Source organism: Bdellovibrio sp. (genome assembly GCF_047637665.1).
Taxonomy (GTDB): domain Bacteria; phylum Bdellovibrionota; class Bdellovibrionia; order Bdellovibrionales; family Bdellovibrionaceae; genus Bdellovibrio.
In genome coordinates this window covers 40,269-54,947 of sequence record NZ_JBLJBT010000024.1, presented here as the reverse complement: position 1 = coordinate 54,947, position 14,679 = coordinate 40,269, and the positions used below count along the sequence as shown (strand labels likewise).

Genomic DNA, 14,679 nt, shown 5'->3' with positions numbered 1-14,679 from the left:
CCCTCCTTTGTAATAGGTGACCGCAGAAACAACTCTGTGTGCTTCCACGTCGGAGATTTTCAACGACCTCCTGTCGACCTAAATTGCAAAGGCATGCCAGATAGACCCCAAATTGATCATGTGTCTGGAAATATTGAGATTTTATTGCTCGAAGGAGTTTAGATGAGTTCAAAATGTTTCAAACTTTTTGAAAGTTAAAAAAAGGACATGAATATTTTCAGGCACTTAGGCTCTTCAAATAATTTCGACAACTTTCAATTTTTTTGAAATGGCTTTTCTTCAAAGAAGTTTCAAATTTTTTGAAATCTCGAGAAAACCAGAAAAACTTAACATCAGCAGATACTTATGACTTCTTGGTGCCATGTGACTGCTGGGTTCTTTCAAATATTTTGAAGTAATTTTTACAGTGTTTATTCAAATACCCTCTTATAACGAAGCTGGCGTGTGATATGCCTGTTTCATGGGCGAAAATATATGGCCCTGTATTTGCTTTTAGGTACGTGTCTACTAATTGTAGCAAAGGACGAAGCAATGAATGACCTAGTAGAGGAAAGCATTCAGCACAATACACTTTCTCTCGATCTTCCAATCGAGAAGCCTCATCTTATTGCAATCGAAAAGATAACGCGCCCTCAAGGTTATGCTATTCCAAACTGCACTTCCTTGAGCGCAACCATTCGCTATGGGCAAGTTAGAACCCAAGGATTCGGCGAAGGACCCGAGCAACTAGCTATAGCCAAGGCCATATCTGAAGCTACGGAAAGAGCCGTCCAAAAATACTTTGCATTAAAGACAGGAAAGCCTGAATCCAGCAACGGCTGGGCTTGTCACATCTCCCCAGCTCTGGCTGTACAGTCTGCCATTATGGAGTTAACTGAACGTGATGTGGCTTTGACCTCTTGGGAAACCAGCGGACAATTTTATGAGATACCAACTTCTCTTTGGCCTTTAGAAGTTGTGTCTTGGAATTCCATGAATAATAAGGCCCAAGAATTTTCCACACTTCGTATTCTTGTAAGTTCAAATAGGAATGGCGCCTGTGTCTCTGCTCTTCTATTTAACGACAAGCTCAATTTCGTATCAGGGCACGCTTCAGGGGTGGACTTGAGCAGCGCAATACTATCAGCAACGACTGAGTGCATGAGAGCAGCACATGCCGCCCTTCGGTTAGATAGCTTCTCAGAAGTCACAGCACTTCATTTGCAGGACTTCAGCAAGCCAACATCCCCGGGAAGTCACTCCCTCGCGTATGCTTATTCAGAACCCATTCCTTCTTGTATTCAGATTATTGAGGCCAATGAATCTCAGATTATAAAAATATGGAAAAATCACGTCGCCACATTCTCGGCGCTAGATCTTGCTGAAATGCAGATTCACCTCTATCAAGTCGGCGACCTTTATGTCTCACGCGTAAGAAGCGACAAGTATCGACCCATTTATTGGGGCAAAAATAACAACTTTAAAAATAATTGTAATCTCAACCCGCACTTCGTGGGCTAAAGGGGAATAACAAATGAAAAAACAGCTTATTAAAGCCACTTTATTTGTCTTGGCATCGGCGGCAACAACTCAAGCCCACGCAAATACCACTGCTAATGACTTAACGCTCATCGAAGATCTTCCCATTGAACAAAGAGCCGTGGTTCACAAAGCCGTTGTGAAATTTCTTAAGAACAATCCAGAAATTGCGGCGAAGGCCAAGGTTATTGCTATTGATAGAAACGGAGTCATTTATGTTCTCGATGAAAATAAGGTATTTTTACCTCTTCTTGGCGAGCCTAGTTGCGTTAGCATGTAATCAGGTCTGTGCTGCAAACAAAGAAAGAATATCGACACCAATGAAATCCGTAAGAACCTACATGAATTTTCCTAACGACATTGATCCCGCCCATATTTTATCTATGGCTGATCTCGAGCTTTCTGTTGCCTTAGCATCGCCTCTAGTAACCTTCGATCAAGAGCGACAGATCACGTCGGCCCTTGCTGAAAAGTGGGAAATCATTCCACCTAAGACAATTCAATTTAAGTTAAGAAAAAATCTGGCATGGTCTGATGGTACTCCTATTTTAGCGGAGCATTTCAAGCTTTCGCTAGAGCGCGCCAGACGATCTTATCCCAACGACTTAAAGGCATTATTTGAAACTATTGAATCCATTTCAACTCCAGACTCCACTACTTTAAAAATTACCACAACCACAGATATTCAAAAGAGCGGAATTCTTCTAAAACTGACTGAACCCATGTACAGCCTGCTTGCCGTTAAAGATGGAAAAATTGATCTATCTAAAACTTCCGGACCATTTTCAGTTTCAAAACAGACCAACAGTGAAGTTGTTTTAAAAGCAAATACTCGCTGGTACTCTTACAATGAAAACATGCCTCAGGAAGTAGTAGTTCGTCACATTCCCAAAGACACCGACCTTGTTGAACATTTTCAAAAAGACGACTGGGCTAATCTTGTTTCGGGAAGTTCCCTGATGCAAACGTCAACTCTCCAAAATCTTGAAAAAGCAGGATTTAAAACGTGGCAAAGATCACTTGATAAAGTCTTTAGCTTATACCCGAGCAAAACGTTCTTAAAAAAGAACGGCGCGAATATACTAAAAGGACTTGCGGCAAAGATTGATTATGACCAAATGATGTCTGGAATGTCGGGATACTCCCGTGCAGAACAATTTTTTCCGCGAGGATATGAACTCTGGTCTACGACATCTCCTAAAATGTCCGTTCCGGATTCTCTACCAAAATTGGGTGCCCTTAAAATCATTATACCTTCAACCACCTACGCAGCTTCTCTCAAGGAGAAAATAGGCTCTGCGATTGCCAAGATAACAAACAACAAGCCTGAGGTTGAGATTGTCCCCCTATCATCCCTAAATGACAGGATGAAACTCGGAAACTATGACCTTTTGGCAACCGGAATCGCCGTAGCAGACCCAAATTTCGAGGGAGCCATGTCATTCTTTATCGAGCGCGAGCCGGCCTTTATTCCCTCGGCGGATTCCCCAAATGACTTCTCAGCTCAACTTCGGACAGCTCGTGGTCTTCCGACCTCCAAAGATAGAGCTATCAAAATGAAGGAGATCGTTCTAAAGGCGCAAGAAGCTGGGCACGTTCTACCACTATTTCACTTTTCAAGTCTTGCCATTGCAAAACCTGGAATTGACCTTTCACAAGTTCCTAACACCGATGAAACCGTCCTTTTCTCTAAGGTAAGAGTTCAGTGAAAACAATTTCCCTCTTGAGTCAGACAAAAAAAACTGCTTGGAAATGGACTGCAGGATTCGCATTGGCGACTGTTACCATTTCCGCAGCACTGTTTGCACTTTTATTTTTTAAAGATTCAGAGAGAGAGATTTTATCCATGGCGAGTTCTTCAATCGCTTCTTATCGCACGGACATTCTCTCTGGAGATGTTCGTTCCGTCGAACTTCAGCTTAACCGAGAATTTAGAATTGATTCCTCCGAGACATTTATATTTTTAGATAACAAAAAACAGCTCTGGATCGGTGATCTGAGAGAAAGGAAGTTCAACACCTGCGACAACGCTAACGGAATTTGTCGCAATATTTTCCGTGGCATGCTTACCGTCGACCTCCCGATTTATTTCGACAGTGAAAAAAACAACTTGTGGGGGTATCTTCATATCGAAAAAAAACCAACTGTCCATTGGGCCATCATTTTCTATGTTTCGTTCGCAATCTTTATAGGAATGCTGCTTTTGGCCTTTAGCCTTTATCTCCAATTTATAAAGTCAGTCCAACTTGTAAGTTCCACGATGGAGACCTGGGCTACCCAACTTTCCAAAGACCCAAAGGACTCAACCCTCTTCAACCATGCGCCTTTTGCCGAAATAGAACCCATTGCTTCTTCATTGGCCGGACTGAATGTGGAAATCTCGTTACTTGAAAAAGAGGCCAGGGACCAAGGTTCTTTACACACCCTGAGATCAGTAGGTCATGACATTTTAAATCCCGTCTCAAGAATTAAAAGATTATTGGGCGTTCTACAAATGCAAAGCCCTTCAATGCAGAGTCACGATGCAGATCTATTTTCAAATCTAAATGCAAATCTTAAGAGACTGTCCGGGTATGCAGAGCAGCTAAAGTCTTTATATAAAAAGAACATAGGCGAAGAATCACCAACTCTAGCCCCAATTGATATTTCTCATGAGATTTTGGCTATTGCAAATGAAGTTGGACAGGATGCCGATGCCATCAGCAAAGGAATATCTTTTGAAATGGACCTTACTCCAGATTGTTATGTAAATGTACCCTCGAGTATTGTTGGACGAATTGCGGAAAATTTGCTTCTAAATAGCTTTCACGCCTCCGCTGAGAATTCAAAAATTAAGGTCAAATCATTCTCTACGAATCAGCGAGTCTATTTGGTCATAGCAGATGAAGGCTGTGGCATAGATGAAGAAATCAAGTCCAAAATATTTGATCCTGATTTTACCACCAAAATCAATAAGGGCACTGGCTTAGGTCTTTTCGTCGTAAAACAACTTTGCGAAGAATATAGTGGGCAAATTCATTTTAACTCCACTCTAAACCTCGGAACAACCTTTGAGATTTCATTTCCTAAAGCAACAAAGGTTTCGATATGAACTACCGCATCCTTCTCGTGGACGATGACAGGGAAAATTTAGATGCTACTAAAGACCTTCTTGCATCTGTTGGATATGACGTCACTCTTGCCAGCGGCGGCCCCGAAGCAATTAAAATTGTAAGGCACTCCAAGAAAGATTTTTCACTGATCCTTATGGACTACCATATGCCTAAAATGCTTGGCTCTGAAGTCATCCAGGAAATAAAGAAAATTAAACCAACCCAACAAGTGCTCGCCTTTACCCTCGATGATACTAAAGAAGCTATGAGAGCAAACTTCTTGGCCGGTGCGACAGACTTCCTCGACAAGAACTCTGACAATGATATCCTACTGGCCGAAATTGCAAACAGATGTGCAAAATATGATCAGCTCTACAGAACCATTGACTCTGAGGACTTACCAGTCGATGAGAAAATGCAGTTCATTCAAGAAACAGGAATGATAGGGAGTTCAGATATCCTGCATCAGCTGTGCAAGGACATACGTAAAATCGCCCCTGCAAGCGCCACAACGATGATCCTTGGGGAGAGTGGGACAGGTAAGGAACTCGTAGCCAAGGCACTCCACAAATTCAGTGGCAGACCAAAAGACCGCTTTGTAGCTATCAATATCGCCGCCGAATCGCCTCAACTTCTTGACTCATCACTTTTTGGCCATAGAAAAGGTGCCTTCACTGGGGCAACCGAAAACCAAGTTGGCAAGTTTGAACTTGCTGATAAAGGAACCCTATTCTTAGACGAAATCGGCGATATGCCGTATGAATTGCAAGTAAAGCTACTGCGCGTTCTACAAGAAAGAGAAATAACACCAATTGGAGCCAACAAGACTCGGTCCGTTGATGTTCGTATAATCGCGGCCACACACAAAGACCTTAAAAAAATGGTAGAAGCCGGCACGTTTCGCGAGGATCTATACTACCGTCTTTTTAACCTCACGCTAGAAACCACTCCATTAAGAGATCGTCCAGAAGATATTGAGCCTTTGGTTGCTCAATTCACGAACGAGGTCTGCGAAAGGAATCACTTCAACCGCTCATTCAATCGCTCGTGCTTGGAGCTGTTCCGTACATATCATTGGCCGGGTAATGTACGGGAGTTAAGATCAACTGTCGAGCGGCACCTGCTTTGTGCTGAATCTAGCGTTGTTAGGAAGGAAGATCTTGATTCGATATTTTTTAAGCCGCAACATGCTAAGCCAATTACTTTAGATGAAATTGATGCTCACCTTGAAGCGCTGAAAAAATCTCATATCTCCGAAATATTGCGAGCAGCACCATCAAGGGCTGAAGCAGCTCGCAAGTTGAATATCGCACAAAATGGACTTCAGTATTTTATAAAAAAATGGAACTTGTAATTCACTCTGTTAAAACGACGGAGCAGATAATACAGTGAGCGGCCTTGAGAAGGCCTTGAGAAGGCCCTGCGTGGTTCATTTCAATTTCTTATCTTTTCCTTTTTTCTTCTTTATATAACTGAGATTGGATGCAGATCACCTTGGTCGCGCTTTCAGTTTCAATTTTTCTCTTACTATTGGATGCATACGAACATATTTTTTAACTTCACCACCGTTTTCAATCCTTAGTACTTCCATTTTCTCTAACTGCTGCATCTTCGCAATAATTCGGCCAGATAAAGGCAGTGATGAAAAAATACCTAAACTACTTCGTCCGGTATTTCCAACAGGATACACGCGAAAAAAAGAACTCGGCACAGCAACCAGCAATCGTACTGTTTGTCCGAAAATCTCTTTATAATTGCGAACTCGAATACTAAGAAACAACATCCTCAAATGAACGTAAAAATGAACTCCCGCAAAGGGCTGAGAAAATATATGTGCTTCTTCCATTAGCATCCATGCGATATTAAAGTTGGCTTTGTCCGATTCCTCTAAAGATCTTACTATTAACTTATGTACATAATTTATTTGAGATAAGCTCAAGCCATCCCCCAAAAATCTATTTAGCTACCCCTATATAAGGGGGTAGCATGCGATTCATAGAGACTACCCATTACTCTGACCGAATCAATTTCCGTATAACCCTGACTAGTTCTCTATGAACGCAAGTTTTTCTTTACTACTCCGTTGGGCACTTTCCTTCAGCCTGACATCGCATTAGGCTTTCTCGAAGTTGCAACATTTCGTCCAATGAATATTCGATTTCAGTATCGAATCCGCTGCTGACAGTACCCAAAGTTGAAATCGCAACATATTTAGGATTAACAAACTGAGCTGCTTTAAACGGCGCTCCTTCTTTAGCTAAGAAAACTATTCTATTTCCTTGGCTCTGGAGAGTCGAAATAAATCTTGCTCTCTGCTTATGAGCTTTATTTAAGGCGCCTTGAACATTTCTCCAGCATTTAACCTCGCCTACCAATGCAACCTGATGATTTGATTTATTAGTGATCACAAGATCAAGTTCGCCAATTGTCGTACCGCTCACTTTATACTCAACTCCGACATTTAAATCGAATTGAGAAGGATCATATACTTCCGCATATTTGAGACGCGCAACCTGTTCACATATCTGCCCTGTAGGCTCATAGTTAACAGGCTTGTCTTTTAGCGCATCAAAAATAGATTTCAAGTCACCTAATGCATGCGCATTTGAACCAATAAAAAGTAAAACTGAAAATATTAACGTTCTCATAGCCCCTCCAATTTTTCGGCTTTTAATTTACATCTTCGACAATGATCAAGGCACTGTAAGTGCTATATCGCACTAATTCACCAGTCTCTTGATTTTGCACTATTTGCTTGTTGATATAGCGAACAGCACCGGAATCAGTTAAAACAGGATTCCCGCTGACATCAATCATAGGAATTGTTGCCCCCTCTGTAACAGCAACTCGATTAAACATTTCTTCAGCCGTTACTGAGTCTTGGCGCGTACAACCTCCTGATGCTCGACGCCCAAGTAAATTTTCATATTTTGGGCTCACCTGATGCAAAGCCAAACCATTTTCTACGTCGTAAAAAATAGCAAATGGCATATCGGCATCCCAAGAGCTAGAAACGTGATATCTCGAAAGAAACTTCGGCGTATAAAAACCTGTAGGCGTTTGCGACCAATATGACTGGAACGGAGCCCCCGTACAAACTGGCTTTTTACGGCGTAATTCAAAGCCCTCACGTCCAGTTGAAACTTTAACACGGCGGATGAGTCTACCATTCTCATATACACGCATGGTTTGCGCTGACGGTCCTACTGATGATTTATTAACGACAATTACATATCTGAAGTCATTAATCCAAGGCTTACCCTTAAAATCACTATCACTGAAAGCACCCGAAAAATATTCTGGCAGGTGGTCGGTGCGAGACATTTCGGTTTTGACCGCCTCCATATATTCTTCCTGGCTATACTTACAATTATTGATCGCATTCTTGATCTTACCCCACATAGAAGCTGATGAGATTTCAGCAAATGATAAGATCATAAAAAAGATGCCAATTTTTTTGACACTCATAACGTTCCTCAAATTTTCCTATATATTAATAATAGAGATTATCCAATAGTGGCCTCGGACCAAAAACATCCGGAACTGGGCCCGAGGGCGGCTCCGCTCCACCCTCACCAGGTGTTCTATCTAAGTTCGCGCCGGGAGGAATAATCTCTTCACCACCAAGAGATTGCTCATCTGGGGTTTGCCTAGCCGCTACCATTAAAGCTGGATGATATGCGAACAGAATGCTGCCGTTTTGAAGAATTTTAATCAGATATTCAGACTCTTTCATTCCAACAGCGGGACATCCCTCACTCCAACCGAGCCTTCCATTTGCTAAGATAAACTCTGAGCTAACGTACCTCGCACCATGAAGTACAATGTTACGTTCTTTAGATTTATCATTCGACAGATCAACTCCATGAAGATACATGGAAAGTCCATTTTTCGGGCTAATGTAGGTATCTTTCGCGTAATAAAATCCAAGTGAACTTTTCCACGAATTTAACACATTGGAGAATCTTCTCGATTCGACAACTCCGGTTCGAATTCCATGAGCCACGTAAAACCACTCAACTTTGCCAGTCTTGAAGTTTAAAAGACCCAATCTTTTCTCAGTTGACGGTTTTCCATAATCAATCAAAACGGCAAAACTAGTATTAGTAATGCGACCTTCGTTGTAGTCAAACATTCGGAATATAAGATCCAAAGCATAACCTGGAACGCGCTCAGACATTAGCACGTCGTAAAGTCTTCTCCCATCGACAGTCCGGCGCTCAAACATGGAACCAGCCACGCCCGTCGACACATGAATTAGCACCGCTACTATTGTTGGTATAAAAATACTTTTTCTCATAATACATCCATCGCCACAGCGGTCGATTTACTCCAACGACCTATTTTTCTGACCTACATGCCTCATTTTCGTTTTCACAATGGACAGCAAACTTAAAATACTGGCCTTCTTTAAAAATTAACTGCGCATCGGGAACCACCAGCGAATATGTTTCGTGAACTTCCTTTACCGTCAATTTTCCAACCTCAACAAGACCACAAATTGGAGCTTTAGGGGTTTCCCTACACTTACGTTCCAGAAGCACTATTTTGTCATTCACATGAACGTTGTCTTTTTCGCCGATAGCTACCTGAATTCCCAGTGAAGTTACGTTGGTTTCTTTATAGGGAACGACTGAAGCACAACCCGACATCAATAAGCCACAAATTAAACAAAGCATACTTCCTTGAATGAAGCTCATAACTCTTCCTTTCTTCTAATCAATTTTTAATAATCTTAATGCATTGAAAACTACAATGAGTGTGGCACCTGTATCTGCTGCAATTGCCATCCACATACTCGAAATTCCAAAAAGAGCTAAGCCAAGAAATATGGCCTTAAGCAAGAGCGCAAAAATAATATTAAAGCGAATAATACCTAAAGAGCGCCTGCCCAATCGAATTGCCGTCGCGACTTGTAAAAGGTCATCTTTCATTAATGCAACATCAGCCGTTTCAATTGCAGCATCAGTTCCAACAGCACCCATCGCAATACCGATAGATGCTTGCGCAAGTGCTGGAGCATCATTAATCCCATCCCCGATCATTCCAACATACTTATGCTTGGAAACGAGTTCTTTGATATGTGCGACCTTTCCATCGGGCAAAAGCTCACCGTAGGATTCATCTATGCCTACCTGTCTTGAAATTGCCTCAACAGTTTTTTTATTGTCACCACTGAGCATCACAACGGTCTTGCAACCAGCTGCGTGAATTTGCTCAACCGCATTTTTAGCGTTGCTGCGAACTTTATCGCCAACTCCAAAAACACCCAGAACTTCACCTTCGCAATCAGCATGTGGCTTATGCCCAAGAACAATGACGGACAAAGCTTGCTCCTCTAAGCTCTCCAGATAACTTTCTAAAGCGGGACTACAGACTTTTATCTCATGAGTGAATTTATGGTTACCCAAAAAATATTCATGCCCAGCTAAGCTCGCATATATTCCTTTACCATGAACATTCTGAGTCGATGAGACACCTTCAAGTGTGATTCCTTTTTCACTCGCGTATCTGACTACCGCTTGAGCCAGAGGGTGAGTTGATAGGCCTTCTATGGAAGCTGCGACTTTAATCACTTCCGCTTCCGGTTTATTTCCCCACAGCTTTAGAGAAACAACCTGAGGAACACCTTCGGTGATTGTACCTGTTTTATCAACGGCCAAGGCCTTTAACTTGCCCAAGGTTTCTAAAAAAACCCCGCCTTTAATAAGAACGCCTCTTCGTGCCATCGCAGTCAACCCTGATACTATCGATACCGGAGTGGAAATAACCAAAGCACAAGGACATGCAATTACTAATAACACCAATGCCTTATAAATCCATTCATCCCAACCAGCTCCCATAATCAACGGCGGCAAGACTCCTACTAAGATTGCAAGAACAAATACCGCTGGTGTATAGATACTAGCAAACTGATCAACAAACTTCTGAGATGGAGCTTTACTCTTTTGAGCCTCTTCAACCATTCTAATAATTTGTGACACTTTTGAGTCTTTAAAGGCCGTACCGACTTTGATTTCCACAACACCAGTCAAATTGACGGTACCTCCATACACGACGTCACCCTCATTCTTCTTAACCGGAGTTGACTCTCCTGTCAGTGGAGCTTGATTGACATCGGTTGCACCCGTTGAAATAAATCCATCCGTAGGGAAAATATCACCCGCACGAACAATGACCACATCATTCGTATTTAAATCCTCAACAGACACTTCTCTATTAGAACCATCAGCCTGCTTTAGTAATGCCAATTTAGGGCTCAAATTGAGAACTTCCTGAATGGCTTTTCTAGCTCTAACGACACTAAAAGCTTCTAGCAATTCCGAGAGAGCAAAAAGAAATACCACGGTCGCACCTTCGACGTAGTCTTGAAGATAGAATGCACCTACAACCGCTACGGTCATCAATACATTCATATCAAGTCTGAATTTTCGGATTGCACGAAGAGCTTTAGGAAAGATTAACACTCCGCCCGCAACAACTGAAATCAGAGCAAGCAGAGCTAATACAATTTTTTGCTCCACTCCCAACAACTGCCCTACAAACGCTGCAGCACAAAAGACTCCAGATATCACCACCAGCCAAATTCGGGACGTCGAGATGGCTTTTTGAGAGCCATCTCCTTCCACAACTTTCACCCCGGACGCGTTTATCAACTTCTTAAGTAAATCCCCACTAAAGGTCTCCTCATGCCAGACCTGTACCGTTGACGACATCAAGTTTGCTTGAATCTTGTAGATGCCATCTTTTTTAAGCGACTGCTGGATGGCAGCCACTTCGTCAGCACAGTCCATGCCTCTGACTTTAAATGTAGTGGACTTTCCATTTCTCGGAACGTCCCCTTCACTAACAAAGATACTTTCTGTTGAACCTTCGTGACTATGGCCACAACAATCATGCTGATGATTTTTTTCCATAAACTCCTAGTGGGCCACGCGACCGACAAATTTCTTTTCAAAAATAGAATACAAAATTGGCAAAACAATCAGAGTCAAAAGTGTCGATGACACAATTCCGCCGATAACGACCGAAGCTAGAGGTCTCTGCACTTCTGCACCGATTCCAGTCGAAAGCATCATCGGCAAGAAACCAAAGATTGCCACCAGAGCTGTCATCAAGACTGGACGCAACCTTATCATTGTCCCTTGCATAACAAGAGCCTTACCAGTTTTTCCCATATTCCGAAGTTGGTTAAAGTAGTTCACCAGGACCACCCCATTCAGCACCGCAATACCTGATAAAGCAATAAAGCCAACTCCCGCCGAAATACTGAATGGCAATCCATTTGCGATAAGACCAATCACACCACCAACAAGAGCTAGCGGAACACATGAGAAAATAAGGATAGTTTGTCCAACACTTCGAAATGCGGCATAGATCATTAGCAACACAAGAACCAAAGCAATTGGTGTCAGCACCAAAAGTCTATTGCGAGCTTCCTGAAGATTTTTGAAGTTACCACCCCATTGAAGATAATAACCTTGAGGCAAGGTGATTTCCTTCTCAACCTTTGCACGCGCTTCGTTTACAAAACTTTCGGTATCACGCCCACGCAAGTTCACCAATACCGCCGAACGACGATTTGAGTCCTCGCGATTGATAGATCCAAATGTCTCAGCAAACTTTGCGGTAGCAATATTAGACAATGGTGTTGTCGTGTTCGCTCCGATTCCCACCGGCAGTGAACGAATGGTTGCAAGATCCGATCTATCTTCGTCGCTCAAACGAACCACAATCGGATACTTACGCTCATTTTCATATAGATATCCACCTTCTTCACCACCCAAAGCTATCGCGACCGTACTTAGAACATCGATATCACTCGCTCCATACTTACCAATCGTGTCGGCCTTCGGAGCAATCCTCAAGACAGGACTCGTTCCTGCAAGATCAACTTCGACATCTCCTGCTCCGGGAACTGTCGAAACAATTTGCTGTACTTTCTTCGCCAAATCCATATTCTTCTGCAAATCCGGTCCGAACACTTTTACAGAGACGTCTGCGCGAGTTCCCTCAAGCAATTCATTAAATCTCATTTGAATTGGCTGAGAAGCTAAATAGTTTTGCCCCGGCAAGTTCTTCTCAAGCTTGGCCACAATAGCATTGGTCAATGATTCAAATGTGTGCTTCTTTCCATCATTTGATTTAGGCCACTCGGAACGATCCTTCAACATGATGAAGGTATCAGAGATATTGACACCCATTGGATCGGTAGCTACTTCGCTTGTACCTATACGCGAGAATACAAGATTGACCTCTGGAAACTCTCGAACAATCTGATCTGCCTTTTCTTGAAAGGCGATAGAGCGATCCAAACTTAAGTTCACGGGTCGAATCATATGAAATGCAAAAGATCCCTCACTCAGCTGCGGCAAAAATTCTGCACCACGAGTAGCGAACAAGACACCACCTACTACAATCGCCAAAACCCCGGTACCCAGCGTGATACCCTTAAACTTATATGCTAGATTAAATATCGGCTCATAAGCCAAACGAATCCAATGCATAAATTTAGGCTCCTTGTCTTCCGCGTTACCTTGCAAGATCAGAGAAGCCAAAGCTGGCGCCGTGGTAAATGACAGTACAAGTGCACATGCAACTGCAATAGCAAAAGTTGCCGCCATCGGAGTAAACATTTTTCCTTCAACACCTGTTAAAGCAAAAATTGGTAAGAATACCGCTACGACGATCAATTCACCAAATCCTGCAGCAACCCGCACTTCAACAGATGCTTCATATACGGCAGCTTGAACTTCCGCTCTGGTGAGTTTACGTCCGTGCTGTTTGCTCATTTCATGAATATATCGCACACAGTTATCGATAAGAATCACTGTCCCATCCACGATGATACCAAAATCCAATGCTCCCAGGCTCATTAGGTTCCCTGAAAGTCCCAAAGGTTTCATAATCAGGAATGTCGCTAATAGAGACAACGGAATCGTGAATGCCGTAATCACGGCCGCGCGAATATTTCCGATCAATAAAAACAAAACAACAATGACAAGTGTGGCACCCATCATCAAATTGTGTTCAACAGTTCCTAGAGTCGCATTAACAAGATCGGAACGATTATAAACAGTGACCATTTCTACGTTTTCAGGCAAAGTTTTAGAAATATCTTCAACCTTTTCCTTCACACGAGTCGATACAGTTCTGCTGTTTTCTCCCAACAGCATCATTACTGTCCCAAGAACAGTTTCTTGACCGTTGTATGTCGCAGCCCCCGTTCTTAACTCTTTTCCAAGACGAACTTTTGCTATGTCTTTGACTCTAACAATACGAAAAGAATCCAGTTGCTTCACTGGAACATTTTCAATGTCTTTAATATCTTTTAAAAGACCGACGCCCTGAACCAAGAACTGTTCAGCCGTTTGCGCGATATAACCACCGCCCACATTCTTATTAACCTTCTCCAGCGCACCCACAATGTCAGAGAAATGAATTCCATAAGAAGTCATTTTTTTAATATCTGGCTGGATGTGGTACTGCTTCTCGTATCCACCCGTTGTATTAATCTCTGCGACCCCCTCTACGGCGAGAAGACGTGGTTTTACAAACCAATCTTGAAGAGACTTAATTTCCATCAGTTGCTTTAAACGTTCTTCCGGATTTGTCGCAGGTTTTTTAAAATCCAGAGCATAGGAGTAAATCTCCCCAAGCCCGGTGGAAATGGGTCCCAACCTCGCCTCTGCACCTTTGGGAAGTTCATTCAACACGCCCTGCAATCGCTCGGTCACCATTTGACGGGCTCTGTAGATTTCAACCGAATCTTTAAAGACCACGGTCACTTGAGAAAGACCAAAGCGAGTGATCGAACGGACTTCAAGTACCCCCGCAATCCCACGCATTGAAGACTCAACTGGAAAAGTAATGCTTCTTTCAATTTCCTCAGGAGCAAGACCTTCAATCGTCGTATTGATTTGGACCTGATTATTTGTAATATCAGGAACCGCATCAATGGGTAGATGTTGAAACGCGTAAATACCAGCTACCGCCAACAAAATTGTGAACAATAAAACGATGGCTCTATTATATACAGAAAAATGAATTATTTTATTTATCATACATT

The 14,679-nt window shown here is 42.5% G+C and carries 12 protein-coding genes; 5 read left to right on the top strand and 7 right to left on the bottom strand.

The genetic code is table 11. The features are described from left to right. The first annotated feature begins 531 nt into the window (after positions 1 to 531). The 5 genes from ACM64D_RS07770 to ACM64D_RS07750 are packed head-to-tail and all read left to right on the top strand — an operon-like array spanning position 532 to position 5,964. A complete protein-coding gene (locus ACM64D_RS07770; RefSeq protein WP_415062632.1) occupies positions 532 to 1,500 on the top strand; it encodes a YcaO-like family protein in 969 nt (322 codons plus the stop codon). Positions 1,501 to 1,513: 13 nt separating this feature from the next. Then, the gene (locus ACM64D_RS07765; RefSeq protein ID WP_415062631.1) at positions 1,514 to 1,798 is read left to right on the top strand and encodes a hypothetical protein; all 285 of its coding nucleotides are present in this window, start codon (positions 1,514 to 1,516) and stop codon (positions 1,796 to 1,798) included. Further along, positions 1,734 to 3,227 carry an ABC transporter substrate-binding protein gene (locus tag ACM64D_RS07760; RefSeq protein WP_415062630.1) on the top strand — a complete coding sequence of 498 codons (1,494 nt, stop codon included), beginning with the start codon at positions 1,734 to 1,736 and terminating at the stop codon, positions 3,225 to 3,227. Before ACM64D_RS07765 ends, ACM64D_RS07760 begins: the two co-directional genes overlap by 65 nt. Next, entirely contained in the window at positions 3,224 to 4,609 is a 1,386-nt protein-coding gene (locus tag ACM64D_RS07755; RefSeq protein WP_415062629.1) for a sensor histidine kinase, read from the top strand. Before ACM64D_RS07760 ends, ACM64D_RS07755 begins: the two co-directional genes overlap by 4 nt. After that, positions 4,606 to 5,964, top strand: a complete 1,359-nt coding sequence (locus tag ACM64D_RS07750; protein WP_415062628.1) for a sigma-54-dependent transcriptional regulator — start codon at positions 4,606 to 4,608, stop codon at positions 5,962 to 5,964. The genes ACM64D_RS07755 and ACM64D_RS07750 overlap by 4 nt, the downstream gene beginning before the upstream one ends. 135 nt (positions 5,965 to 6,099) lie before the next feature. On the opposite strand, the gene ACM64D_RS07745 is transcribed toward ACM64D_RS07750, so the two are convergent. From ACM64D_RS07745 to ACM64D_RS07715, 7 genes are all read right to left on the bottom strand, one after another. Further along, positions 6,100 to 6,549: a DUF3703 domain-containing protein gene (locus tag ACM64D_RS07745; protein ID WP_415062627.1), complete on the bottom strand. Its 450-nt coding sequence runs from the start codon at positions 6,547 to 6,549 to the stop codon at positions 6,100 to 6,102. Between the two features lie 136 nt (positions 6,550 to 6,685). Further along, entirely contained in the window at positions 6,686 to 7,258 is a 573-nt protein-coding gene (locus ACM64D_RS07740; RefSeq protein ID WP_415062626.1) for a hypothetical protein, read from the bottom strand. A 22-nt stretch (positions 7,259 to 7,280) separates the two neighbouring features. Next, positions 7,281 to 8,078, bottom strand: coding sequence for a L,D-transpeptidase (locus ACM64D_RS07735; protein ID WP_415062625.1), 798 nt, complete (start codon positions 8,076 to 8,078; stop codon positions 7,281 to 7,283). A gap of 25 nt (positions 8,079 to 8,103) precedes the next feature. Next, a complete protein-coding gene (locus tag ACM64D_RS07730) occupies positions 8,104 to 8,910 on the bottom strand; it encodes a murein L,D-transpeptidase catalytic domain family protein (RefSeq protein ID WP_415062624.1) in 807 nt (268 codons plus the stop codon). Between the two features lie 40 nt (positions 8,911 to 8,950). Continuing rightward, the gene (locus ACM64D_RS07725) at positions 8,951 to 9,310 is read right to left on the bottom strand and encodes a hypothetical protein (RefSeq protein WP_415062623.1); all 360 of its coding nucleotides are present in this window, start codon (positions 9,308 to 9,310) and stop codon (positions 8,951 to 8,953) included. 15 nt (positions 9,311 to 9,325) lie between these two features. Then, entirely contained in the window at positions 9,326 to 11,527 is a 2,202-nt protein-coding gene (locus ACM64D_RS07720) for a heavy metal translocating P-type ATPase (protein ID WP_415062622.1), read from the bottom strand. 6 nt (positions 11,528 to 11,533) lie between these two features. Next, positions 11,534 to 14,674: an efflux RND transporter permease subunit gene (locus ACM64D_RS07715; protein ID WP_415062621.1), complete on the bottom strand. Its 3,141-nt coding sequence runs from the start codon at positions 14,672 to 14,674 to the stop codon at positions 11,534 to 11,536. Positions 14,675 to 14,679 lie beyond the last annotated feature (5 nt).

Bases quoted from the DNA above. Each gene is read 5' to 3' on its own strand.
- ACM64D_RS07770 (WP_415062632.1), top strand. From the start codon at position 532: ATGAATGACCTAGTAGAGGAAAGCATTCAGCACAATACACTTTCTCTC.
- ACM64D_RS07765 (WP_415062631.1), top strand. From the start codon at position 1,514: ATGAAAAAACAGCTTATTAAAGCCACTTTATTTGTCTTGGCATCGGCG.
- ACM64D_RS07760 (WP_415062630.1), top strand. From the start codon at position 1,734: ATGTTCTCGATGAAAATAAGGTATTTTTACCTCTTCTTGGCGAGCCTA.
- ACM64D_RS07750 (WP_415062628.1), top strand. From the start codon at position 4,606: ATGAACTACCGCATCCTTCTCGTGGACGATGACAGGGAAAATTTAGAT.
- ACM64D_RS07740 (WP_415062626.1), bottom strand. From the start codon at position 7,258: ATGAGAACGTTAATATTTTCAGTTTTACTTTTTATTGGTTCAAATGCG.
- ACM64D_RS07735 (WP_415062625.1), bottom strand. From the start codon at position 8,078: ATGAGTGTCAAAAAAATTGGCATCTTTTTTATGATCTTATCATTTGCT.
- ACM64D_RS07730 (WP_415062624.1), bottom strand. From the start codon at position 8,910: ATGAGAAAAAGTATTTTTATACCAACAATAGTAGCGGTGCTAATTCAT.
- ACM64D_RS07725 (WP_415062623.1), bottom strand. From the start codon at position 9,310: ATGAGCTTCATTCAAGGAAGTATGCTTTGTTTAATTTGTGGCTTATTG.
- ACM64D_RS07720 (WP_415062622.1), bottom strand. From the start codon at position 11,527: ATGGAAAAAAATCATCAGCATGATTGTTGTGGCCATAGTCACGAAGGT.
- ACM64D_RS07715 (WP_415062621.1), bottom strand. From the start codon at position 14,674: ATGATAAATAAAATAATTCATTTTTCTGTATATAATAGAGCCATCGTT.